Annotated in this window: 29 protein-coding genes; 2 read left to right on the top strand and 27 right to left on the bottom strand. The window is 37.2% G+C overall.

Going from position 1 to position 25,197, the window contains the following annotated elements:
• Positions 1-277 precede the first annotated feature (277 nt).
• From aroH to CZ490_RS09220, 19 genes are all read right to left on the bottom strand, one after another.
• The gene (gene aroH, locus CZ490_RS09130) at positions 278-652 is read right to left on the bottom strand and encodes a chorismate mutase (RefSeq protein WP_077618600.1); all 375 of its coding nucleotides are present in this window, start codon (positions 650-652) and stop codon (positions 278-280) included.
• A 30-nt stretch (positions 653-682) separates the two neighbouring features.
• Entirely contained in the window at positions 683-1,762 is a 1,080-nt protein-coding gene (gene aroB, locus CZ490_RS09135; protein ID WP_077618601.1) for a 3-dehydroquinate synthase, read from the bottom strand.
• Positions 1,762-2,934 carry a chorismate synthase gene (gene aroC, locus CZ490_RS09140; RefSeq protein WP_077618602.1) on the bottom strand — a complete coding sequence of 391 codons (1,173 nt, stop codon included), beginning with the start codon at positions 2,932-2,934 and terminating at the stop codon, positions 1,762-1,764. Before aroC ends, aroB begins: the two co-directional genes overlap by 1 nt.
• Positions 2,935-3,151: 217 nt before the next feature.
• The gene (locus CZ490_RS09145) at positions 3,152-3,925 is read right to left on the bottom strand and encodes a CheR family methyltransferase (protein ID WP_077618603.1); all 774 of its coding nucleotides are present in this window, start codon (positions 3,923-3,925) and stop codon (positions 3,152-3,154) included.
• Positions 3,926-4,001: 76 nt separating this feature from the next.
• The gene (gene ndk / locus CZ490_RS09150) at positions 4,002-4,448 is read right to left on the bottom strand and encodes a nucleoside-diphosphate kinase (RefSeq protein WP_077618604.1); all 447 of its coding nucleotides are present in this window, start codon (positions 4,446-4,448) and stop codon (positions 4,002-4,004) included.
• Between the two features lie 125 nt (positions 4,449-4,573).
• Complete coding sequence (hepT, locus tag CZ490_RS09155) at positions 4,574-5,536, bottom strand: heptaprenyl diphosphate synthase component II (protein WP_077618605.1); 963 nt, start codon at positions 5,534-5,536, stop codon at positions 4,574-4,576.
• Between the two features lie 40 nt (positions 5,537-5,576).
• The gene (locus CZ490_RS09160; RefSeq protein ID WP_077618606.1) at positions 5,577-6,281 is read right to left on the bottom strand and encodes a demethylmenaquinone methyltransferase; all 705 of its coding nucleotides are present in this window, start codon (positions 6,279-6,281) and stop codon (positions 5,577-5,579) included.
• 2 nt (positions 6,282-6,283) lie between these two features.
• Positions 6,284-7,075: a heptaprenyl diphosphate synthase component 1 gene (locus tag CZ490_RS09165; protein WP_142255359.1), complete on the bottom strand. Its 792-nt coding sequence runs from the start codon at positions 7,073-7,075 to the stop codon at positions 6,284-6,286.
• Between the two features lie 164 nt (positions 7,076-7,239).
• Positions 7,240-7,470, bottom strand: coding sequence for a trp RNA-binding attenuation protein MtrB (gene mtrB / locus CZ490_RS09170; protein ID WP_077618608.1), 231 nt, complete (start codon positions 7,468-7,470; stop codon positions 7,240-7,242).
• Positions 7,471-7,574: 104 nt separating this feature from the next.
• Entirely contained in the window at positions 7,575-8,141 is a 567-nt protein-coding gene (gene folE / locus CZ490_RS09175; RefSeq protein WP_077618609.1) for a GTP cyclohydrolase I FolE, read from the bottom strand.
• Between the two features lie 143 nt (positions 8,142-8,284).
• Positions 8,285-8,557, bottom strand: a complete 273-nt coding sequence (locus tag CZ490_RS09180; RefSeq protein WP_077618610.1) for an HU family DNA-binding protein — start codon at positions 8,555-8,557, stop codon at positions 8,285-8,287.
• A gap of 298 nt (positions 8,558-8,855) precedes the next feature.
• Complete coding sequence (gene spoIVA, locus CZ490_RS09185; protein ID WP_077618611.1) at positions 8,856-10,334, bottom strand: stage IV sporulation protein A; 1,479 nt, start codon at positions 10,332-10,334, stop codon at positions 8,856-8,858.
• A gap of 260 nt (positions 10,335-10,594) precedes the next feature.
• Complete coding sequence (locus tag CZ490_RS09190) at positions 10,595-11,314, bottom strand: hypothetical protein (protein ID WP_077618612.1); 720 nt, start codon at positions 11,312-11,314, stop codon at positions 10,595-10,597.
• Between the two features lie 27 nt (positions 11,315-11,341).
• Positions 11,342-11,542 carry a DUF2768 domain-containing protein gene (locus CZ490_RS09195; RefSeq protein WP_077618613.1) on the bottom strand — a complete coding sequence of 67 codons (201 nt, stop codon included), beginning with the start codon at positions 11,540-11,542 and terminating at the stop codon, positions 11,342-11,344.
• 498 nt (positions 11,543-12,040) lie between these two features.
• Entirely contained in the window at positions 12,041-13,081 is a 1,041-nt protein-coding gene (locus tag CZ490_RS09200; protein WP_077618614.1) for an NAD(P)H-dependent glycerol-3-phosphate dehydrogenase, read from the bottom strand.
• A 15-nt stretch (positions 13,082-13,096) separates the two neighbouring features.
• On the bottom strand, positions 13,097-14,407 hold the full coding sequence (der, locus tag CZ490_RS09205; RefSeq protein ID WP_077618615.1) for a ribosome biogenesis GTPase Der: 1,311 nt from the start codon (positions 14,405-14,407) through the stop codon (positions 13,097-13,099).
• Between the two features lie 279 nt (positions 14,408-14,686).
• Positions 14,687-14,878 carry a capping complex subunit for YIEGIA gene (locus CZ490_RS09210; protein WP_077618616.1) on the bottom strand — a complete coding sequence of 64 codons (192 nt, stop codon included), beginning with the start codon at positions 14,876-14,878 and terminating at the stop codon, positions 14,687-14,689.
• Complete coding sequence (locus tag CZ490_RS09215; protein ID WP_077618617.1) at positions 14,875-15,771, bottom strand: YIEGIA family protein; 897 nt, start codon at positions 15,769-15,771, stop codon at positions 14,875-14,877. The genes CZ490_RS09210 and CZ490_RS09215 overlap by 4 nt, the downstream gene beginning before the upstream one ends.
• Positions 15,772-16,395 carry a YphA family membrane protein gene (locus tag CZ490_RS09220; protein ID WP_419095751.1) on the bottom strand — a complete coding sequence of 208 codons (624 nt, stop codon included), beginning with the start codon at positions 16,393-16,395 and terminating at the stop codon, positions 15,772-15,774.
• Between the two features lie 149 nt (positions 16,396-16,544).
• On the opposite strand from CZ490_RS09220, the gene CZ490_RS09225 reads away from it, so the two are divergent.
• On the top strand, positions 16,545-16,688 hold the full coding sequence (locus CZ490_RS09225; RefSeq protein ID WP_077618619.1) for a YpzI family protein: 144 nt from the start codon (positions 16,545-16,547) through the stop codon (positions 16,686-16,688).
• Between the two features lie 49 nt (positions 16,689-16,737).
• On the opposite strand, the gene rpsA is transcribed toward CZ490_RS09225, so the two are convergent.
• From rpsA to prsW, 8 genes are all read right to left on the bottom strand, one after another.
• On the bottom strand, positions 16,738-17,874 hold the full coding sequence (gene rpsA / locus CZ490_RS09230; RefSeq protein WP_077618620.1) for a 30S ribosomal protein S1: 1,137 nt from the start codon (positions 17,872-17,874) through the stop codon (positions 16,738-16,740).
• A gap of 305 nt (positions 17,875-18,179) precedes the next feature.
• A complete protein-coding gene (locus CZ490_RS09235; RefSeq protein WP_077621012.1) occupies positions 18,180-18,761 on the bottom strand; it encodes a lysophospholipid acyltransferase family protein in 582 nt (193 codons plus the stop codon).
• Between the two features lie 5 nt (positions 18,762-18,766).
• Positions 18,767-19,438, bottom strand: coding sequence for a (d)CMP kinase (gene cmk, locus CZ490_RS09240; RefSeq protein WP_077618621.1), 672 nt, complete (start codon positions 19,436-19,438; stop codon positions 18,767-18,769).
• Between the two features lie 234 nt (positions 19,439-19,672).
• Positions 19,673-19,855: a YpfB family protein gene (locus CZ490_RS09245; RefSeq protein WP_077618622.1), complete on the bottom strand. Its 183-nt coding sequence runs from the start codon at positions 19,853-19,855 to the stop codon at positions 19,673-19,675.
• 77 nt (positions 19,856-19,932) lie between these two features.
• Positions 19,933-20,604: a flagellar brake protein gene (locus CZ490_RS09250; RefSeq protein WP_077618623.1), complete on the bottom strand. Its 672-nt coding sequence runs from the start codon at positions 20,602-20,604 to the stop codon at positions 19,933-19,935.
• A gap of 118 nt (positions 20,605-20,722) precedes the next feature.
• The gene (gene ypeB / locus CZ490_RS09255) at positions 20,723-22,078 is read right to left on the bottom strand and encodes a germination protein YpeB (RefSeq protein ID WP_077618624.1); all 1,356 of its coding nucleotides are present in this window, start codon (positions 22,076-22,078) and stop codon (positions 20,723-20,725) included.
• Between the two features lie 18 nt (positions 22,079-22,096).
• Positions 22,097-23,257, bottom strand: coding sequence for a cell wall hydrolase (locus CZ490_RS09260; protein ID WP_077618625.1), 1,161 nt, complete (start codon positions 23,255-23,257; stop codon positions 22,097-22,099).
• Between the two features lie 145 nt (positions 23,258-23,402).
• A complete protein-coding gene (gene prsW, locus CZ490_RS09265; RefSeq protein ID WP_077618626.1) occupies positions 23,403-24,038 on the bottom strand; it encodes a glutamic-type intramembrane protease PrsW in 636 nt (211 codons plus the stop codon).
• A gap of 138 nt (positions 24,039-24,176) precedes the next feature.
• On the opposite strand from prsW, the gene CZ490_RS09270 reads away from it, so the two are divergent.
• Positions 24,177-25,148: an asparaginase gene (locus CZ490_RS09270; protein WP_077618627.1), complete on the top strand. Its 972-nt coding sequence runs from the start codon at positions 24,177-24,179 to the stop codon at positions 25,146-25,148.
• The last annotated feature ends 49 nt before the right edge of the window (positions 25,149-25,197 follow it).

Below are 25,197 nucleotides of genomic sequence, written 5' to 3' on the forward strand. Positions count from 1 at the left end.
ATAGGAATCGCCTTTAATAAATAAAAAGCGATAAAAATAAACAACCCAAAGACACATCCGTATCTTTGGGTAGAAGTGTACAAATATAAACTCTGCTAACCTCAGCTAAACTCTCTCATTCTCATCTACCCTAAACTCTGCTCTAAACTATACTAATAAAACTCACTGAAAACTCACTAAACTCTAACTATAATAAATATTTAGTTTATCTTATCCTATGCCAAGTCGATTTGTCAATAAATACTTTATTAAGCTAAAAATCTATGGAAAATTTGATCTATTTTCCCTGGATTGTTGAAAGATCCGGTCTTAATACAATAGCTCCACCTTGATATACATGTTGTATTTCTTCTTGATTCGCGGTTGAATTTACAGTCATCATTACGCGAATGCACTTCGGGAGTGAGCCTGGAACAGGAATTTCTCTCATGCTCATAACTGGTACAAATGCCCAACCATCAATTTGTCTAGCAGCTGCAGCAGGAAAAGCTGCATCAATGTCCTCCGTTACCGAAAATAAGATTTGTGCAACGTCTGTTGCTTCAAGCTTATTTTCAGTAATCATATCACGCAACAGCTTTTCAGTGGCATTTAGTATCTCTTGTTTATCATTCTTATCAATCGTTGTCGCGCCACGAATCCCCCTAATCATCTATGCTCCTCCTTCCCTCTGTCTTTTTATTTAATGAAACTCATTCAAGAAACGCAGTAAGTTTGCATCATCTATATCTTGAATCGCCGTTTCTCCAATATCTTTTAATAAAACCATCCTTACCTTACCTGAAGTTGCCTTTTTATCATGTTTCATTCGTTCCAGTAATTTATTACGGTCTATTTCGTCTGGAATGCTTGTTGGGAATCCAAATAAGCTGAACCATTCTCGCAACTTCTCAGATGAAAGATTAATATTAAAAATATCCTCGCTGACCTTTAAAGCAAAAATCATACCTATCGCAACGCCATCACCGTGGGTTATTTTACCATATCCCGATTCGGCTTCAATGGCATGACCAAGGGTATGTCCAAAGTTTAAGATTGCACGTAACCCTTTTTCCTGTTCATCTTCAGAGACAACCTTAGCTTTGACAGATACACCTTTTAATACAGCATGTTGTAGCTTTTCACCTTGTAAGTCTTCTAAGGATGTAATCTCATTTGTCAACCAACGATAAAACTCAGGGTCCCAAATTAGCCCATGCTTAATTACCTCTGCAAAACCAGAACGAAGTTCAATCTCAGGCAATGTTTTCATCAAATCAATATCATATAAGACCGCATTGGGTTGATGGAATGCGCCAATCATGTTCTTTCCGAGTTCATGATTAATAGCAACTTTTCCTCCTACCGCACTGTCATGGGCAAGTAATGTAGTTGGAATTTGTATAAAAGGGATACCTCTCATAAAAGTTGCTGCAACAAAACCTGCTAAATCTCCCACTACGCCCCCACCTAAAGCAAGAATTACAGACGACCGGTCCAATCCTTTTTCTAGAGCAAAGGTTTGACACTCATAATACTTTTCAAAGGATTTAGCATTCTCACCAGCAGGAATAATAAAAGAAAGAGGTTTCTGAAAATGTAGGTTGAGTATGCCTAGCACCTTATCCAAATATAGTGATGCAACAGCTTTATCACTTATAACAAGTACCTTTGATACGGTTTTGCATGTATCCCTTATAACCTCGGGCAATTGATCAATTATTCCGGTTCCAATGTACATCGGATACGTTTTCGATTTTGTAGCAATGGTCAACTGGTCCATTAGAAGTCCCTCGAATACTCACGCATTTTCTCAACATTTTCTTTGATTGAATCTATTCTGTCTTGTCCAAATTGTTCAATAATTGCATTTGCAACTTCCCACGCTACAACGGCTTCTGCAACAACTGAAGCTGCTGGAACTGCACAACTGTCTGATCTTTCAATACTCGCTTCAAATACCTCTTTTGTTTCAATATCTACACTCTTTAATGGTTTATAGAGCGTAGGAATAGGCTTCATTACACCGCGAACAACAATTGGCATACCATTTGTCATTCCACCTTCAAAACCGCCTAAATTGTTAGTTCTTCTTTTGTATCCATTTTCTTTGTCCCAAATTATCTCATCATGAACTTTACTTCCTGGAATTCTTGCAGCATCAAATCCAATACCAAATTCAACACCTTTGAAAGCATTGATACTCATCACTGCAGCTGCAATCTTAGAATCAAGTTTTCTGTCATAATGAACATAGCTTCCGACACCTGCAGGTACACCCTCAACAATAACTTCAACAACCCCACCAATTGAGTCACCATTTTTCTTTGCCTCATCGATTGCATTCATCATTTGGATTCCAGCTTCCTCATCCAGGCAACGTACTGAAGATTCTTCGGTTTTTGTCTTTAACTCTTCTAATGTTGAATATGTAGCATCCTTTGCACGTACTCCACCAATTTCTAATACATGTCCAGCTACTTGGATTCCTAAAGTTGATAAAAACTTTTTAGCAACTGCCCCAGCCGCTACTCGTACGGTTGTTTCACGTGCTGAAGATCTCTCAAGAACATTTCTCATGTCACGATGACCGTATTTAATAGCTCCGTTTAAATCCGCATGTCCAGGTCGTGGACGTGTAATTTTACGTTTAATATCCTCTGCCTCTTCGTCAGTAATTGGCTCAATTCCCATAATTTTTGTCCAGTGCTTCCAATCGTTATTCTCTACAACTAATGCAATTGGAGAACCTAGGGTTTTACCATGTCTTACTCCACTAGCGATTTGAACTTGGTCTTTTTCAATTTGCATTCTTCTGCCTCGTCCATGTCCTTTCTGACGTCTAGCAAGTTCAAAGTTGATATCTTCTGTTGTAAGTTCTAGACCAGCAGGTACACCCTCAAGTATGGTTGTAAGCTGTGGTCCATGTGATTCACCAGCTGTTAAATATCTCATTAATGATCCTCCTTATATATAAAGTGAAATAACAATTTCACTTTCGTAATTTAAAGCGATTATGTATCAATATATCATAATCTTCGTATTTTCGGTGAAATTTTTTCAAAATTTTCTACGACTTTCTTGCCTAGAAAAAGAAAAAGAATTCACCCATCGGCAAATTCAATTACTTTATCCTAGCAAAAAGTCGAAGTTTTGTCATTAATCTTTCACTCTAACTTTTGCGATAAAAGAAGGTGTCCTCTGTTTCTAAGCCATAGGATCCAGGATTAAAAATTTGTTCAGTACTTCCTACAAACAAAATTCCGTTTTTTGCAAGAGCGTTACTGAATTTAGAATAGAGCATGTCCTTAGCTTCTTCTGTAAAATAGATTAATACATTTCTACACACTATTAAGTCAAAATTTGTTCCAAAGGAATCTGCTAATAGATTTTGTTTTTTAAATGTTACGGTTTTCTTTATATCTGGATGAAGCTTGTAGAAGGTTCCGTCTTCCGTAAAGAACCGTTTCCTCATGTCATTTGGCATTTCCTGAAGCGAGCGCTCAGGGTATATACCTAATCTTGCTCTAGCTAGAATATTTTCATCGATATCAGTTGCTACTATTTCTATTTTATCTAACGGCAAAAATTTTGATAGGATCATTGCAAGTGTATAGGGCTCCTCACCAGCTGAGCATGCTGCACTCCAAACTTTTAAACTGCGTTTGTCCTGAAGCAGTTTCGGTACTATTTTCTTTTCAAGAACCTCCCACCGCTTCGAATTACGGTAGAACTCTGATACATTAATTGTCATTCTATCTAAAAACTCATGCAAAAGCTCTTTATCACTTTCAATCCCTTTAAAATAGTCCTGGAAACTTGAAAAACCTCTCTTTTCATATAAAGATGTTAGCCTTCTGACCATTTGAGCCTCTTTATATAATCGTAAATCTATTCCCGTTTTTCTTTTTATAAGTTGGGTAAATGTAATATAATCGCTGTCCATAATTTCTCCTCTATGCAAATCGTTCTAAGTGGGGTGTCAAAGAAAAACCAGCCCTCAGTGAGCTGGTTTAACAGGATTAATAAATCCAGTTATTAATTAGCTTATCATATGTTACTAATTCTTCATCTTTAAAGAATAAGGAAATTTCACGCTCGGCACTTGTTGGTGAATCAGAACCGTGAATAACGTTTTTTCCAACTATTAAGCCAAAATCACCACGAATTGTACCAGGTGCTGCATCTTTTGGATTTGTTGTACCCATCATTTGACGAGCTGTCGCAATTACATTTTCACCTTGCCAAACCATTGCAAAAACTGGTCCTGACGTAATAAATTCAACTAGTTCCCCGAAAAATGGACGCTCTTTATGCTCACCATAATGTTCCTGTGCAAGCTCACTAGGAATAGCCATTAATTTAGCTCCAACTAATTGAAAGCCCTTTCTTTCAAAACGTGATATAATCTCACCAATAAGTTGACGTTGAACTCCATCAGGCTTAACCATTAAAAAAGTTTTTTCCATAATTCTCTCCACCCCACCAAAAAAGTATGTATAATAGTCTCATTTAGCGACCAATCAAAATAGTAACACTATTTTGATTGGTTTGCAACTTTATTCGGTAGGTGATTAAGTCACTAATGTATAGATTAAAATTTCCTTTTTCCAATGTATTTTGCAACATTGTAAAGTGTATTTCTAGCACGTCCTGTTGGTAATTCGTCCAAAACTTGAAATGCTTTTTCTAGATATCGCTTACTTAACTCCTCAGATTGTTTAATCGCATCTGATTGTTTTATAGATGTGATTAAAGGTCTGATTTCAGCTGGTGTAGTTTGTTCTGAAACCTGAACAATTTGCTGTTTGAGAACTTCATCCTGTAACGCATACAACACAGGCAATGTAATATTCCCTTGCAACAAGTCACTACCTGCAGGCTTACCCAATTGTTCATCTGTTCCAGTAAAATCCAAAATATCATCGGTAATTTGGAATGCCATTCCCACATAATAGCCATATAAAAATAATTTTTTATGAATTTCAGTTGGCACATCCGCCGCAACTGCTCCTAATTGACAACTACTAGCAATTAAGAGAGCAGTTTTCCGCCTGATACGTCGTAAGTAACAGCGGAGGTTTTGGTCGAAGCGGTATTTATCTTTGATTTGCTCAATTTCACCTAGGCAAACCTCTACAATTGTTCGTGCAAGAAGTTTGTGAATCAAAGGATTATCAAGTTTTGTTATAATTTCAAGAGAGCTTCCTAATATATAATCCCCCGCATACATTGCGATTTTATTGTCCCATTTAGCTTTGATTGTTGGTTTACCACGTCGAAGATCCGCGTCATCAATCACATCATCATGAACAAGTGAAGCTGTATGAATAAGTTCAAGGGTAACGGCAACATTTTTGATTACATCAATATTATAGTTTCCGAATTTGCCACCTAATAGAACAAAGACAGGGCGTAGTCGTTTTCCGCCGGATTGTAATAAATGCAGTCCAGCTTGTTGAAGAACTGGATGCTTTCCTTTTATGGAAACCTCAAGTTCTTTCTCTATAATTGCTAAATCTGTATTCAAATACGAATACATTAAAGATAATTTCATTAGTTTCACCTTAGTCTACAAAATATGACGCGAACAAATTCTATTTTTTATATCCTAAATGCATAGCAGCTACACCTAAAGTGTAAGGTTTAACTTCAATATCAGTTAATCCTGCTTCCCGAAACATGTTTGCAAGTTCTTTCATGCCCGGAAAATCACGTGCAGATTCTTGAAGCCATGAGTATTCCTGATAACTTTTTGCAAAAAGTTTACCGAAAACCGGCATAATAAAACGGAAATAAAAAAAATATAACTGTCGAAACCCTAACATTGTTGGCTGTGATGTTTCCAAACACACAACCTTACCACCAGGCTTAACTACTCTTTGCATTTCTTTTAGTACAGTTAGATAATCAGGAACATTGCGAAGACCGAATCCTATCGTGACATAGTCGAAGGAATTGTCCTCGAATGGCAGCTCCATCGCATTACCATGTATTAGTTCAACCTGATTTAAGCGTAGCTTGTCCACTTTCTCTTGTCCAATTTTCAACATGTTTTTACTAAAATCTAGACCAACTACCTTACCTGTTGACCCTACAGCATCAGCCAGTGCAATTGTCCAATCAGCAGTACCACAACAAAGGTCTAACGCAGATGCACCTTTTTGTACATCCATTCGTTTCATAGTATCCTTACGCCAAGCTTTATGTTGTTGGAAGCTGATTACAGAGTTCATTTGGTCATAATTTTTATATATTTTTTCAAAAACATGGTGTACACGTTGTTCTTTTGATTGTTCCATAATTACCCTTCTTCCGCGATTCTTTTCATTCCAAACGAAGTACTTTTAAAGAGTAAGTCATTTATACGATCACGTAACATACTATTTAGTTTCGGATTTGTCACTATGAACTGCTCTAGTTTTTCACTTACATACGTAAGTTGGTTGTTAAATTCAACCATGACCTCTGTATCTACTACTTGGTCTTGGTCTCCCTTAGAAAAAACGATCTTCTTAATGGATTTGAATAGTATCGAACTTCCACTATTTAAGTAGAGTTCTCTTTCATGTAATAATCGTTTTAACATTAAAAAATTAGCGACAAGTTCAACCCATTTATTTATATGAAAGCTTTTCACGATTTTTTGAAAAATAGCAGACTCAACAGTTGTCAAACATGAAAAAAGCTTATCTAATTGGTTATAATCCATTTGATACAAATGGATTTTCGCTTCATTTACTTCTTTAATTCCTTCAGCTAGAATTCGAATAAAAGTAATATCTGAAGCTTCAGCGAGAAGATAATAATATAACCCGCTAAAGTAGTCACCTGCTAAAACACTTAACTGTTGACTGCGCAAACGTTCATCTGAATAGGTAAGTCGATTGGGGACTGTTTCATGGGTATCTAATGCCTGTTGAACAAGCATAGTTGTTAATATATAGTTTTCCATTTGCTCCTTCGGTAGAAGCAAATCCTCATATATGGAGTATAATAATAATATCTTATCCTCATCTATGCTTGGTGTTTCCATATATCTTTGAAGGTATGAGTGTCTTGTTTTCAACTCAATAGATTCCTTAAGATTAGCCACTCTTTCAATGATGTCATGCAAATCAATCACCCTTGTTTCCCCAATTTAATCTATAGTTATGTTCATTATCATTAGTCTTTATAAAACAACGTTAATTATAACATACATCGCATAGTTTTTCCCTTAGTTTTATGTATTCAATAGAAAAAGCAGGATTTACCTGCTTATTTCTTTGGTTCTGATTCAATTTCTCCGTGACTTGTTTGAATAATGGCACGGCCTCTCACTTTTACTGCAGAAGTATGTTCTGTAAATTGGGCAATCATAACTTCACCTTTGTCCAGCTTTTCTGAATGATGAAAGCGTGTATCAGATCCTCTAGTTAATCCGATTACATTTACCCCGTCTTCTATTGCTTTAATAACAATAAACTCTGAGTTTGGATTTTTACTCATCCTTATTCACTCCTATGAACACTATATATAGAACCATACAACCCATCATTAACAAATGAGCGTATCTCTACCTTATTTTACTATCTCGTAATTTTTTTAGGTTGTCAATTCTTTATTAGTGATAATACTTCACTACGAGCAGCTGGGTCCCTTTGCAAAAGTCCCCGAACAGCAGATGTAATTGTCTTTGCTCCTGGCTTCTTTACTCCACGCATTGTCATACACATATGTTCAGCTTCTATTACCACCATCACACCGTGAGGATTGAGAGTTTCTACAATGGAATCTGCAATAGTTGAAGTAATTCTCTCTTGTAACTGAGGTCTTTTCGCCACGGCTTCAACAGCACGTGCTAGCTTACTTAATCCTGTGACCTTCCCACCTTTGGGTATATAGGCAACATGGGCGTGCCCATAAAATGGAACAAGATGATGTTCACACATTGAGTAAAATGGGATATCTTTTACTAGCACGAGTTCCTCATGTTCCTCACCGAATACAGTTTGAAAGTACTCTTTTGGATCTTCTTGAAGACCTGAAAAAACTTCTCCATACATTTTGGCAACACGCTTAGGTGTATCTACAAGACCCTCTCGCCCGGGGTCCTCCCCTATTGCTTCTAATATCATGTTTACGGCCAGTTCAATTTTCTTATAGTCAATAGAAGTCATTTTTGCCAACCCCTCCTCATTTTACATTCTAGTTAGTCCATTGATTCTAGCATAAGTATGTATATAAAACAAAAAAAGAGCCGTAAGAAACGACCCTTTTGGAACACGCATTTTGTGTCTTTCACATAGGTTCTATGTAAAAATTATTTTACTGCATCTTTAAGCGCCTTTCCTGGTTTAAATGCAGGAACTTTGCTAGCAGCAATCTCGATTTCTTCACCAGTTTGAGGGTTACGACCTTTACGAGCTGCACGCTCACGTACCTCAAAGTTACCAAATCCGATTAACTGAACTTTGTCTCCACCTTTAAGAGCTTCGAGAATAGAATCAAAAACTGCATCAACAGCCTTTGTAGCATCCTTCTTTGAAAGTTCAGCACTTTCAGCTACCGCGTTAACTAAATCTGTTTTGTTCATGACATTCACCTCCTCCCAAAATATGATTTCAACTCATATGATTGATCATTCATTGCTCTTCAAGCCACACGTCATATAGGTTCTTAACTTGTTGACTAGGTGCCAACATGCCTTATAATAAACGATAATTAGACATAATTCAATATATTTCAACGTAAATTTTACCTTTTAATGTATATTTCACCAAAAAGACTATATTTTTTTGTAAAAAGCTTATCATATTAACATTTAGATAGCAAACGCACCTTCATCTTATGCAATTTCGCAAAAAAAAAGACTCCCTAAAGGAGCCTTTATCCTATAATATGATAGCAATTAATCCGCCCGAACCCTCGTTAATGATTCGCTCAAGTGTTTCTTTTAGCTTGTAACGTGCATTTTCCGGCATTAATGATAATTTTGCCTGAATACCTTCACGCACAATTGAACTTAACGATCTACCGAAGATATCTGAATTCCAGATAGAAAGTGGATCATCTTCAAAGTCCTGCATCAAGTAACGGACTAATTCTTCACTTTGTTTTTCTGTTCCGATAATAGGCGCAAATTCAGATTCCACATCCACTTTAATCATGTGGATAGATGGTGCTACTGCCTTTAAGCGGACTCCGAACCTTGAGCCTTGGCGAATAATTTCTGGCTCATCTAAGCTCATATCAGATAAAGCTGGTGCCGCAATACCATATCCTGTTTGCTTCACCATTTTTAGTGCATCTGCTACTTGATCATACTCTGCTTTTGCATGAGCAAAGTCTTGCATTAGCTGTAAGAGATGATCTTTCCCACGAATCTCGACCCCAACAACTTCCTTAAGGATTTGATCGTACAAGTCATCTGGCGCGTATAAATCAATTTCAGCTACACCTTGCCCCATCTCAATACCCGCTAAGCTTGCTTGGTCAATAAAGTCATACTCACTAAATTGCCCAACCACGCGATCAACATCACGCAATCGTTTAATATCTTGGACAGTATCCTTTACAGCGTCCTGATAGCTTTCTCTTAACCAGTGATCTTCTCTTAAGACCATCACCCAGCTTGGAAGATTAACATTTACCTCAAGCACTGGGAACTCATATAGTGCTTCACGTAAAACATTAAATACATCCGCTTCACGCATACTTTCAACACTCATCGCTAAAACTGGAATATCATATTTTTCATTTAGTTCTTGGCGAAGAGCATCTGTTTCGGGATGGTGAGGATGTACAGTATTTATAACCATGATGAATGGTTTACCTACTTCTTTCAATTCCTCAATTACCCGTTCTTCTGCCTCAATATAATCTCTTCTTGGAATCTCTCCAATTGAGCCATCAGTTGTTACGACAACACCAATAGTCGAATGTTCCTGAATAACCTTTCTTGTGCCAATTTCTGCTGCTTCATGGAATGGAATTGGCTCTTCATACCAAGGCGTATTAATCATACGAGGACCATTTTCATCCTCATATCCCTTTGCACCTGGTACTGTGTAACCTACACAATCCACAAGGCGAATGTTTACATCAAGTCCTTCTTCTACATGCACCGAAACTGCTTGGTTTGGAACAAATTTTGGTTCTGTTGTCATGATTGTTCTTCCAGCAGCACTTTGTGGCAATTCATCTTGTGCGCGAGCCTTATCTGCCTCACTACCGATATTCGGTAAAACTACTAATTCCATGAACTTCTTTATGAAAGTAGATTTGCCTGTTCTGACTGCACCAACGACTCCTAAATATATATCGCCACCGGTGCGCTCAGCGATATCTTTAAAAATATCTACCTTTTCCAAGTGTGATCCCTCCCGATTTTACAGTTCTTGGGATAATTTTATCCGTTTACTACATATTCTAGGACATTATATTTGTATGACGTTGTCCTAATTAAATATGACTATTTCTAGAAAAAAATTCCCCCCATAATATGTAGCAGCAATGGTGAGTTCAAAAAGAAGGTCGTGTAATTCAACTAGCAAGCTATCTTTCTTACACTTTTTGAACAAAATGAAAAACCCTTCTCTTAGAGTTTATGTCTAAAAGAAGGGTTCATGACTTAATTTTCTAAAAAAATTGGTTCATTTTCATTATCAATCGTTATCGGAAGGGAATTGGTCGGAACAAACATCGAATTTTCAACTAAAAGATCCCGAACATCATCACCTGGCTTATAGGCATGCTCATACTTTTCTAAAAACTCATACACATCCATACGGTAGTCTACCACGATTTCATTTGTATTCGTTATCAACAGTGGTAAATTTTTTCCTGAAAACGGACTAACCACATAAGGCTTTTCTTCTAAGCCTAGCTTGGCATGATCCAATGTAAATATATTAGTTTGAATTTGCTCTTTAAATGGCGCAAAACCATTTGATTGTCGATAAAATTCCACTCGTAAATTCAGTTCACTTATTTTTTCAGAAATCCGTACATCTAAGAGCTTAACAGTAGGTTCCTCTTCAACATCTACTAATACATACAAATACACCCCACCCGTTTCATACGCATTTCCAGGAGGCTCTGCTATGTATTTAGGTGAAAGCCGGCTAAAATCAATTGGATACTTTTGATAAATAGGAGTCTCCATTTCCCTCGTTCGGATTGGTAGAAGGCCATTTGATTCCTCTCTAAATTGATCAACAGCCCTCTGAACAGAAGCTATTTGATCCTCATAAGGAATTTGATTTTGTGCAAGCTTATCTTTCGGATAAAGGCAACCTGTAAGTAGTGATAATGAAAAAACAATTACCAAAAGTTGAAACATAACTTTCATATTTATACCATCCTTATATTTGTATCTCTATTCACTAACAGGTCCGCTAAACACAACAAGGAATATAACTATTCCTGCTAGAATCATAAAAATATATGCAAGCGTGGCTACTATTCCTTTAAAGAAGCCTTTTAGTTTATAACGACTTAGATAAATCAATATAACAGCAATAAACATAAATGCTATTCCCGCAAACGATATCCACATTTTTAGTAATCCTGGTGTCACCTTACTCACTCCCTTGTCCAACTCATAACATACCGTCAAATATTATATCATAATACGTACCTTTAAACTAAGCTTGTTCACTAAGAAAACAAAAAAACTGAAGTAAAGAGGGGCGTCTTTACTTCAGCATCAATCATTTACACCTCGGCATAGTTGCGTCCAGGTTTCGTCAGACTCGTGATTACACAAGAATATCACCGAAAACTGTAACAAAAGCCCAAGGCTTTAACATTGTTAACAATGTTAAGAACTAAATATTACCTTATCCAATCGCTCAGACCCACAGTATACTACGTTGCATTTTATGCGAATTCAGCATGAAATGTATCGTCTAATGCCTATTTTCACAAGAAATGTACAAACGTTTTAGTCACTAGAATATTCTTGCTGTGCGAAATTGTTAGGAATCCCGCTAAAATGGTATTCTTCTTGACATCATATGCACGCAAAATAAAGACTGTGTGTTTACATCGAGCCCTTTTCTTTTAAATTACAACTTTATTCTGGCAGTCCTTGCTGAATAAAGTTATAGAGGTCGGCCATTTCGTTCGTCTTTCCTCTGGACATAAGCTTATCAACAGCTTCTTTTGGAGATTGATTATTAAATAAGACATCATAAAGAGCAAATGTTATCGGCATGGAGACATCCATTTTAGTTGCTAACTGATAGGCGGCCTTTGTTGTTCTAACTCCTTCAACGACCATCCCCATGTTATCAAGAACCTCATTTAAACTTTGACCTTTTCCTAGTAGGTTTCCAGCCCGCCAGTTCCTAGAATGTACACTGGTACACGTAACAATTAAATCACCAATCCCTGTTAGACCCGCAAAAGTCAAAGGGTTAGCTCCCATTTTACTACCTAGACGAGCAATTTCGGCTAATCCGCGGGTGATGAGCGCTGCCTTGGCATTGTCTCCATAGCCAAGCCCATCTGTAATTCCTGCCGCTAGCGCGATAATATTTTTAAGGGCGCCACCTATTTCAACGCCGACAATATCTGGGTTCGTATACACACGAAAATGCTGATTAATAAATAGATCTTGAACATATTCAGCACAATCCATATTTTTGGATGACACAGTAACAGTTGTTGGATGGCGTAGTACAACCTCTTCGGCATGACTTGGACCTGAAAGTACAACAACGTCTGTTAAAAGATTTGAAGGCATTTCTTCTTCAATCATTTCAGAGATTCGTTTTAATGTATCTGGCTCAATCCCCTTACTCACATGAATAATGGTTAAAGGTGTTGTAATAACCTGACTTATTTTTTGTAAAACCTCACGAATCGCCTTTGTTGGGACTGCAAGTACAATTGTTTTTACGTCTTCCAATGCTTCACTTAAGATTGAATAACCGGTGATTGTTTCAGGAAGTTCAATTGACGGCACATATTTTGAATTTGTATGCTTCGTGTTAATTTCATCAACCTGATCCTTACGATGTGACCAAATCCGAACCTCGTGGTCATTATCAGCAAGAACTAGCGCAAGTGCTGTTCCCCAACTACCAGCTCCAACAACCGTTACTTTCTCCATTACACTCTCCCCTTTCTATTTTCTAGCCCTTGCTAATACCTTAATAGGTGTTCCTTCAAAACCAAAAGCATCTCGTATACGGTTCTCTAAGAATCGTTCATATGAAAAGTGCATTAATTCTGGATCGTTTACAAATACCACAAATGTAGGGGGCTTAACAGCAACCTGTGTCACATAGTAAATACGCAAACGATTGCCTTTATCCGTTGGTGTTGGGTTCATTGCAACAGCATCCATGATGACATCATTCAGCACATTTGTTTGAACACGCATAGCATGATTTTCACTTGCCATATCAATCATCGGAATCATTGTATGAATCCGGCGCTTTGTTTTTGCTGATAAAAATACAATTGGCGCATAATCAAGGAATTGGAAATTGTCTCGTATTTTTCCTTCGAATTCCTTCATCGTTTTTTCATCTTTCTCAATAGCATCCCATTTATTGACGACTATCACAACAGCTCTACCTGCTTCATGGGCATAACCTGCTATTTTCTTATCCTGCTCGATGATTCCTTCCTCCGCATTTAATACCACGAGGACCACATCTGAACGTTCAATGGCCTTTAAGGCTCTTAAAACACTGTATTTCTCAGTACTTTCATAAACCTTTCCTTTTTTCCTCATTCCTGCTGTATCGATGATGACATATTCTTTACCATCAACCATGTATTTTGTGTCAATAGCATCTCTTGTAGTACCAGCAATGTCACTTACAATAACCCTTTCCTCACCTAACACTGCATTTACAAGGGATGACTTCCCTACATTCGGACGACCAATAAGAGAAAATTTAATAACATCCTCGTCGTAATCTTGATCTCCACCCTTTGGAAAATGCTTGATCACTTCATCAAGCAAATCACCGAGCCCAATTCCATGAGAGCCTGAAATAGCAATCGGTTCACCAAATCCTAAAGTATAAAAATCATAAATATCCGTTCTCATTTCAGGGTTGTCCACTTTGTTGACAGCTAATACTACAGGTGTTTTTGAACGATACAAGATTTTTGCAACCTCTTCATCCGCACTAGTCACACCTTCACGGCCACTGGTCATAAAAATAATGACATCTGCTTCGTCAATCGCAATTTCTGCTTGATGTCTAATTTGAGCTAGGAATGGCTCATCTCCAATATCAATACCTCCAGTATCGATAATGTTAAATTCTTGATTCAACCATTCTCCTGAACTATAAATACGGTCCCTGGTTACACCTGGAACATCTTCAACAATTGAAACCCTTTCTCCTACTATCCGATTAAAAATTGTTGATTTCCCAACGTTCGGTCGTCCAACAATTGCTACAATTGGTTTTACCACACACGCTCTTCCCTTCTTAACTTATCTCTTAACATATATCACATAAAATTCGAACAAAATCAATGTTATGTAATTTAGAAAAGCTCTATGCGCCAGTTCGTCGGCGACAAGCATAAGACGAGCGCTGACAGAAGGTGTATTTTACCTTCAGAAGCAAATGACCTAGACCCGAGATCCGATGGCGCATATAACTAGACACGAAAATTAATAAACCCTTCCAGTTAGAAGGGTCATGCTTTTTTATTCTATCAAAGATTAGAATGTACAACAATCAATTGTTTAGTGTTTTACGATTATATATACATTTTCACTTAATTCATGAGCAATTCCATCTAAGATTGCTTCTAAATTAGCAGCAACCGTCTCCATCTCAACCTTTGAGGTGCAAGAAAATACGGGTGTACCACCAGCTACATTCACTGTTGAAGATTCCATCTTAATCGCTGCTAAGATAAACTTTTCAATATTCATTTAAGTGGCCTTCCCTTCTTGTTAACATCCCTCTCCGTTGGCATTCTTATCGCATTCTCTAATGTTGGTACATTTCCAAGTACCCCAATTGCTTTTTCAATATCCTTTTCTTGAGGTAAAACAAATATCCCCACACGCCCGTCATTTAAATCTCTTTTGGCCAAAGGAACGAGAGCTGGCGTACCTGAATCTCTGGTTACCCCTAAAGCTGTTGAAATATCATGTAGGATTGCTTGACGTTGTCCAAGATTGGCAATTGTGGCCCTAGCATTGAATGTTTTAGGTTTTAAAATAAATCCCATACCGTACTTTAAAATCTCTTCTTGTCTTGCAGGGAGACCAATATTCATTATATAAATATCGTCAACGTGTAGACCCGCATCCTTAAAATGAGGTTCAACATATTCAATATCAACAATATCCTTAAGTTTACCTCCAGCCATTAATTTTTTACAGATTAGTAAACATACAATACCTACAACAATTCCTACCCACATATTGAAAGCAAGATAAGCAAAGGTAGAAAAAAAAGAAGTAAAAATCACCAAATAGTTACGACTTTCAAAGGCAACCGCGATTCCTTCAATATAGGTCTTTCCTCTTGGCACCAATTCAAAAGAATCAAGTTCTGTAAGGGTATTTCGTTCCATATTTCTCACATCACGAAATTGTGAAGCGGCAATCGTTAAGAAGGTAATCGCAGTGAAATCCTCCTCCATAATTGAAGGTACCGCTACAGTCCCCAACCCTGCTGCAATAAAGCCTAATGCAACATGAATGATTTTGCCATGTAAATATGTAGGATATTGCCGATAATCTGTACGCAACATGTACAGACGTATACCAACTCCGAAAATGACCCCAAACAATATTGGGTATGTATATTCATTCATTTAGCCGTGTTTCTCCTTCGTGTTTTTTTGGACGATTACATCAACATGACGTAAGAGTATTTCAAGTGTTGACCACACAAAAATAAAGCTGAAACTAACTGCTATTACATCTAAAAAGACAAATGAACCAATTTCATATGAAAAATTGACTTTATTAATAACGACTCCATAGAGAACATCACCTTGAACGGTACCAAGTAATAGCCCTGCCAATCGTTGGCGGAAGTCCTTTAATAACATTAAAGTAACGTATATTAAGGCAGCTCCTAGCATTAAATTCCGATTAAAAACTAGCCAGACCGGATCGTATAATTCAAACATTAAGAAACTACAGTATGCTAATGAGATTGTGAGGATACAAATCAATAGAAAAAGTACCGTCTTCTTTGGAAGTTTCGAAATTTCTCTCAGGCAATAAAAGAGAATTGGAAAAATACTGCAATTTAATTTAAACTGACCGATTACAACATAATATGGTGACAATATGATGATTACTAAAAACAAAACAGAAAGGATAAACCTCTCTCTACTTTTTTTCATTAAAAAAGTGCTACATACCCAGGCCATCCAACAAATCCAATAAAAAAGGGCACCGTCCACCTCTCCACCTCCCATTATTCCCATTATGTCTCGAATTGATGAATTTTAACCCAGTTGAATACCAATTTTCCTTTTAAGAAACAATAAAGAGAAACTTATTTTATAATAAATTTCCCTTACTTACAGTACCCAACTGATGGGAACTTATGTAGGGTTACAAGGAGGAGAGTTAAATGGGTAAGGATCGACAAGAAGGTAAGCAAAGAAAAGAACGCTTAACAGAATCTGATCGAGATCAGTCTATTGATTACCCGGGTGCAACAAGATTAGACACACCCGACGAAGCAAGAGATATAAACCGAATGAATCCAAAGTAAAAAGCCCTCACCCTATTGGGTGAGAGCTTTACTTTTAAGCATCCATTTATTATTTCAATTTATTTAGTTGGTCACCGATCATTTCTCCGAGTTGGAATCCAGTTGATTCCTCTTGTTGTTGGTATTGACTGTAGTCCTCTTCTACGTTTTCTTCAAGTTCCTTCATACTTAACGAAATGCGTTTGTCTGATTCGTTGACTTCAAGGACTTTCACGCTAACTTTTTGACCTTCTTTTAATACCTCATGTGGAGTAGCGATATGTTTGGATGAGATTTGAGAGATATGAACAAGTCCTTCTACACCTGGTAAAACCTCAACAAAAGCACCAAATGATACAAGTCTTCTTACCGTACCTTCAACTACATTTCCTACTGATAATTTGTCAGCGATATTCTCCCATGGTCCAGGTAATGTTTCTTTCACAGATAATGAAATTCTTTCATTATCACGGTCAACTGATAATACCTTCACCTTTAATACCTGACCTTCTTCAACAACATCTGAAGGTTTTGACACATGTTCATGAGAAAGTTGGGAAATGTGTACAAGGCCGTCGATACCACCGATATCAACAAAAGCACCAAAATCAGTTAATCGCTGAACAGTACCTTCAAGCACAGAGCCTACTTGTAAAGAATCAAGTACGTGTTGCTTTTTATTTTTTTCCTCTTCTTCTACAACAGCTCGATGTGATAAGATCACTCTATTTTTCTCAGCATCGAGTTCAACCACTTTTACAGTTAATGCCTTGTCCTTATAATCAGAGAAATCTTCCACATAATAGTTTTCAACTAATGAAGCTGGAATAAAGCCTCTTACTCCTAAGTCAACAACTAGTCCACCTTTTACAACATCTTTTACAATTGCTTCAAACACTTCACCCGTGTTGAATTTTTGTTCAAGATCGTCCCATGCTTTAGAAGCAAGTACAGCTTTTTTAGATAAAATTAAAGCCTCTTCTTCTACTTTTGTTACTGAAAGTTCTAGTTCTTCTCCTTCAGAAACAACGTCACTTGCCTTTTCTACATGTAGACTTGACAGCTCACTGATTGGAATGATTCCATCTAGCTTACTGTTCTCAACTGAAACAAATACTTGCTTCTCTTCTACTTTTGTAACCTTACCAGTGATAACATCACCTACTTGTAATTCCTTGACCTCTACTTGATTCATATCCTCCGTCATTCCAATTACCTCCTTAAATATCCAACACAAAAACTATTTATGTATATATAATTATATCAAATGCCCCTTGGCGTATGTGCGCCTGATTTTAGGCCCACAGGAAGTGGGTCACGAAGAGGTGCCACATGACGTCGCGTTTCTAGTCTTCGATCTTACTGCTCGAAAAGTTGCCCTTGAAAAATCATGGCATCCGCCGGAGGCTAACTTTATTCACTAGAGATTAATACACTAAAGAATAAAGTTAAAAATATTCTTTTAATTAACTTCTAATAAATAGAGTTATTTGTCAAGTATAAACTCTTAATCTATTTATATTTTTCCAATAACTCTCCAATTGCATCCATAATTTTTTCTGTTACTACATCAGCTGAGGTCTTTTCTGTTCTGTACGCTTCCATATTAATGGGTTCACCATAAACTACTCTTAATTTACCAAATAATCTATATGGACCAATAATCGCACATGGGACAACAACACAATCCGTCCGTAACGCAAAGAAGCCAACTCCTGATAATCCTTTTCCAAGCTTGCCATCTCTGCTTCGAGTACCTTCAGGAAAAATACCTAACACATTTCCCTCTTTTAAGACCTTTATAGCCGTTCTTAAGGCCTCACGGTCACTCATTCCTCGCTTTACCGGAAATGCATTTATTCTCGGCAATAAAGGTCCCAATAATGGTACCTTGAACAATTCCTCTTTTGCCATAAAGTGAATGGGCCTCGGTGACGTAACTCCTACTACAGGAGGGTCTAAATTATCGATGTGGTTTGAACATATCAAGACCCCACCCTGATTTGGAATATTCTCTTTTCCAATGATTTCGATACGGTATAGAGGTTTGATAATGGCTCCAACCAAACCTCTTGCAAAGGAATAAAGGTTCATTACGTTCAAATCCTTTCCTTCACAATATCCATAATTCGTGCAACAACTTCTTCAATACTTAATGAAGTTGTATCTATTTCAATTGCATCCTCTGCCTTACGCAATGGAGCAACCTCTCTTTCAGAATCTAATTTATCCCGAGCAGCAATTTCTGATTTTAATTGTTCTAAATCCGAATCATAGCCTTTTGAAAGATTCTCTTCATGACGACGGACAGCTCTCTCATCAACAGACGCAAGTAAGAATATTTTTACCTCTGCGTTTGGGAGTACATGGGTACCTATATCTCGTCCATCCATTACGACCCCACCATGTTTAGCCAAATCCTGCTGTCGCTTCACCATATTTTCGCGCACCTTACGATGTTTAGAAACAATTGATACTGAATTTGTTACATCATGCTCACGAATTTTTTCAGTAACATCTTTATCATCAATAAAAACCAGTTGTCCATTTTCACTTGGTTGAAGTTCTATTTTTGCATGTTGAAGGGCCTCGAGAAGCTGATCTTCACTTTCCAGGTCTAATGATTGTTGTAATGCTTTAAAGGTTAAAGCGCGATACATTGCACCTGTGTCAACATATATGTACGATAAATTGTTTGCGATAATCTTTGCAACCGTACTTTTTCCAGCAGCTGCCGGTCCGTCAATTGCAATTGAAATTTTTTTCTCCATAAACTATGTATGCCTCCTGTTAGATAAAGAAAAGCACAAGGCATGCGGCTTTATACGACAAGACAAACGACCATTAATCGGTGTCTATCTTAGACCTAAGAGACGACTGTGCCTGGAGCTAGACAAGATAATTAGAAATACTTTAAATAGCATGTTCACCTAAACTATATTATATATATTCAACTGAACTGTATTCCTTCCTACGAAAAAATGCAGGGAATCCCTGCATTTATTTTAATTGTTATTCAATAATGTTTCAATGGTTTTGGTCGAGTCTGATTTGTCGACACCTTCATATTCAATCATTCTGGTGATATAAGGAGTCAATGGACTGTATAAAATAACAGCCTGTGCCACAAGAAGAAATATAAATTGAATAATAGCAAGCTTGATTAAAATACGTTCGAAATTTCTCATTTTGCATACCAATCCTAAAATAAGTTTTTATACTAGTATGCGAAATGTTGTGTAAATTTATTCGATAAACAAAAAACTTATGATTCGCTAAACGTTATCCCTTTTTTCTTCATAAGCAATTGTCTCTCAAAACAGAATTTAATCAATTGTCGTCGCTCTTTTTCAGTTATATCTATGAATTTGATTGACGCTTTATTTTTTTCTCCATTTTTACCTTTAACAATTCGGATTACCTCACATCTGAAGGTCACATATTGATAGTCTTCAGAAAGGGCGGGAAGAACGAAATGTGTATTTATTTCAGTTCCCGGTATTAATTGTTTTGAAAAAGGTAGAATGATAGAAGCCCCACCAGCACTGATATCATGCGTAATTGATACAAACGGTAAAAATTCACCATTCAAGCTATGTATAGCTACATCTACTGGAGTTTCGACACGGACATATTGGCGCCGTTGTATTTTATACATGCGGTCTTCTCCAGGGAAAGAAAGTACAATCATTGGGATGTTCTGCTTTACCCTACCTAACACTACAGTATCAAAAAAATAAGCCGATGTACTGTCTCCTGATACAAAAGCCTTTAATTGCGCCCCATTTAATAAAAAGACGGTTTTTCCTGTTTTGTCATTTACCGGATAGTCTATATATATCTTATTGTCTATTCTTTCAACAACTCTGCAACGATATTTTTCATCATTAGAGTTAATTGTTGGTTCAAGATTTATCATATCCCCAATTTTCAACACGGATGTTCACTCTTTTCAAAAACAATCTGTATGCTCTTATTAAACCACGAACATAAAGGATTGTGCAAGAGACCCTGTTGTATAAAAAAAGGAAAGCAAGACTGCTTTCCTTAATGTATTATGATTTATTTATACCGCTATATACTGGCTCTGCATTTTTAAGTTTTTCAACCTTTTCTTCCATCCCATCTTCTGCGTTGATAAAGATACGGTATGTATCATTATCAATTGTACCTAAGAACTCATAACAAAGGACATCTTGATTGAGATCGTTCGTAATAATGGCTAGACGATTTTCCATGATTTGAAGGTTCGGATTTATTTTCCCCTTAGCTTCATCCATTGATATTTTCGGTTTGCTTTTCGGTACAATTTTACCTGCCATTAAAAAGTCTCTTGCTGAAAATCCAAGAATATTTCCATCATCAAGTGCTACCTTCATTTTAATGGAGTCTGAATATATTCTCACTCCATCAATTGAAGAAACGAAATTAAATATACCGACATTATCATATTGCGCACTTTCAAAGAGCTCCAGATTTTCAAATTTATTATCTTTTAAGAAAGTAAGAGCTCGATTGTAAGCATCATTAAGACTGATTGCACTTTTTGCAACTTCTCGGTTTCTAATTACCCAAATAGGGATACCTCCCTTTTTGGTTATATCCATGTAAGTATTCACTTTGGATTTAGGGTCATTTATTTCGATACTATAAAATCCATTTTGTGAACCTTCACCGTTTTCCGTAACTTTCATTTCAATATTCCCTTTTAATCCAAGAAACTTCTTTGCGACTTCCTTTGCTTTCTCCTCGTTGATTTCAGGTCCTTCTAGGTTTTGAAATTTTCCTCCATCTCTTTTAGTTGTTGTAAGAGTTACACCAAATTCAGCTTCAGAATAAGCCGAGACATTTTTTTCAACAGTTTTTAATCCGTCGATTATTGTATTATCTGCCTGCTTTTCCCCTGAAGCAAGTGCTAATTCAACGTCCATCCAGCGCAGATTATTTTCCATTGCTAAATGTTGGACCGTCCGAAGCTCTTTTTGAATATCTTCTGCATTTTTGTAAAGTTGTTGAAGGGTTTTATACTCTTCGTCAGATAGTGGTTCCTTTGATAAGTCTCGTACTGCCGTTCGATAACTAAAATCTCCGATATTACTCAGAAACTCTTCCGTTTTGTTAAAAGGCAAGAGTGCCAGAGGTAGCTGTCCAACATCTGATTGTGCTTCAGAAGTGATTCTCCACACATCTGCTAATGTTGGAGATAGTGAACTCCTTGAATTCATCGCCAGTGTCGTACCGATTTTGTCGTGTAATAGATCAATATGATAGGTTAAATCATGAAACGCCCGTTGATAATTGTTTTCTGCCTGAATTAAAATAGCATTTTTTTCTTGGTGCTCTTTATAGCCCCAATAACCTGTTCCGATTATTCCGATTGTAAGTACTCCAATTAATATTCCTCTTAGCATTCTATCTCACCTTCCAATCTATCTACAGAATATGTGACTGCCAATTTTCTTAATTTGCGGTCTACCCCAGATCCATTTACTTGTTGCGGTAGCTGGATTAAAGTAATAAACCGCCCCACCTGTTGGGTCCATTCCATTTATTGCATCAATTACTGCTTTTTTGGCTTGCTCATTTGGAGTCAACCATATTTGCCCATCAGCAACTGCTGTAAATGCAAGTGGTTCAAAAATAATTCCTGACACTGTGTCTGGGAATGTTGGGCTATCTAGACGATTTAAGATTACAGCTGCAACTGCTACTTGTCCTATATATGGCTCCCCACGAGCTTCACCATAAACAGCATTGGCCATAAGTTGAATATCATTTTGAGAAAATCCACCTGGCATATTTACAGCTGTTGGTCCTTGTGATTGTGTTTCAGCCTGTTCCTCTTGTGGCTGTTGAGGTTGTTGTGCCTCATCTTGACCACCTTGTGGCTGTTGTGGTTGCTGCGTCCCACCTTGTGGTTGTTTTGGCTGCTGTGCTCCACCTTGTGGCTGCTTAGGTTGTTGTGCCCCGCCTTGTGGTTGCTTTGGCTGCTGTGCTCCACCTTGTGGTTGCTTTGGCTGCTGTGCTCCACCTTGTGGTTGCTTGGGTTGTTGTGTCTCACCTTGACCTTGTGGCTGCTTTGGCTGCTGTGCTTCACCTTGCGGTTGCTTTGGGTCTGGTGTGTATTGCTTTTCTATCTCAATCCGTCTCGCCTCAGCAGTTGTTTTTGCTTTTTGAATAGTCTTTTCAGAAGGAGCAGATTGAATGCTCAATGGAACACCGCCGTAATGTGTAAATCGGTTTCCTTTGCGTAAATTATCATATACAAATTGCTTATTGTATTTGGTAAATCGGTTAATCATTTCTTTCGTTTTTTCTCCGACCAACCCATCTACTTCTTCAAGTCCAAATGCTTTTTGGAAGTTTCGGACAGCCCAGTAAGTGCTCCATCCGTATACCCCATCAATTGTTCCATGGTAATACCCGTTATACTGAAGTCTTGATTGTAATTCGATTACATCGTCTCCTGTTGCACCACGTTGAATAACCTGTCCAGAAAATGCGTTAACATTATTATTAGTTCCGCCAATGAACACACTTACAAACATGATAATGATGATGGGGAACATCAAATACCTTTTAAAGCTCATATCATTTACCTCCCTAACCATTTTCTATATATACTTACAATGTATTTTCTGTAGAAAATGGCATTTTATTCAGAAGGATTTCATTGTCGATGAGAATAAATATAAAAAAAACAAAAAACCTGCCCATAAGGACAGGTAACAACGGCTAAGATTTTGCTATTTTCACTTTTCTTAACCCGAACCACCACAAAAAAAACATGAATGGCACCATTATATAGATCCATTTATTCAATGAAAGAAGGATATAATCATAAATCCCATGTAACATAAAGGGAAATAAAAAAGAAACCAATATCCACTTTACCTTATCCCTCGGTGCAAATTTCGCCTTACCAAGATAAAACCCCATAATCACGCCAAATAACGCGTGACTAGAAACTGGTAACAAGGCTCTCCCCACTGCGAAATGGACCCCATTAGCAAGTAAATAGAGAATATTTTCCAATGTTGCGAAACCCAATGAAACAGCCGCACCATATACAATTCCGTCATATTGTTCATCAAATTCAACATGTTGGTAAACAGTATAAAAAAGAATAAACCACTTAAAAAACTCTTCCAACAAGGCAACTCTTAAAAAGGCCTGTAAAAAACTATGATTAAAAACCCCTTCGACCCCTAAAACATATTGGATAAACATGATTGGAAATACGAGGATAGCTCCAAAAATGAATATTCGAAAAACCATTGCAATTGGTTCTGCATCGTATTTATCTTTCAAATAAAAATAACTTAGTAACGCTAGTCCGGGTGCTAGCCCTGCGGTAATTACCGCTACCATAAGAATCCTCTTCCCCCTGATATGTAAAATATCTATTTGATAATTGAGAAACATTCACTTTTATCGTAACATGTAATTTGGTAAATGAAAATACGAAGGAACCAAGATTATTTTCAATATAGAAATGAGGCAAGTATTATGAAAAAAATCCTCGTTATACATACAGGCGGTACGATTTCAATGATGGAGGATAAAGAAACTGGAGCCGTACAGCAAAATCAACTAAATCCACTACTTCAACATTCTGATGCATTATCATCCATTGCTAACGTAAAGGTGGAAGAGTTATTCCAATTACCTTCGCCACATATAACGGAGAAGGAAATGTTTATTTTAAAAGAAAAAATTGAAAAAAGCATTAAAGAGGATCAAATTGAGGGTGTTGTAATTTCACACGGGACGGACACGCTTGAGGAGACAGCATATTTCTTAGATATAACTGTCCAATCTAATATACCTATTGTTGTGACAGGAGCCATGAGATCCAGTAATGAACTTGGAGCAGACGGTCCATATAATTTAATTTCAGCTGTACGCGTTGCTGCTTCTAATAGCGCAGTTGGAAAAGGAGTATTAGTTGTTCTGAACGATGAAATTCACACTGCGAAAAACGTAACAAAAACACATACAAGTAATATCGCAACTTTCCAAAGTCCACAATATGGACCTTTAGGAATTGTTAGCAAACGTAATATCACATTTCACCACGTACCAACCGTAAGAGAAACCTATAATATTGAAACTGTAAGCAAGAATGTCCTCCTTCTAAAAGCTTATGCTGGAATGGATGGATCAGTAATTAGAGCAATTCGAACTCTACAACCTGATGGATTAGTCATCGAAGCGTTGGGACAAGGAAATCTTCCCCCAATCATGGTACCTGAACTAAAAGCACTAATCACTAGTGGAATACCCGTCGTCTTAGTTTCCCGTTGCTTTAATGGGTATGTACAGGACGTATACAATTATGAGGGAGGCGGGCGCCAATTGAAAGAACTTGGTGTTATTTTTTCAAATGGTTTAAACGGGCAAAAAGCAAGACTTAAACTACTAGTCACATTAGAGGTTACAAATAAACACAACGAACTTCAGGAACTCTTTCTAAAATAAAAAACAGAGCTGTCCGAAAAGTCATTGAAAAGTGCCTTTAAGGAAAGTC

This window comes from Litchfieldia sinesaloumensis (assembly GCF_900156865.1).
GTDB lineage: Bacteria > Bacillota > Bacilli > Bacillales > Bacillaceae_L > Ferdinandcohnia > Ferdinandcohnia sinesaloumensis.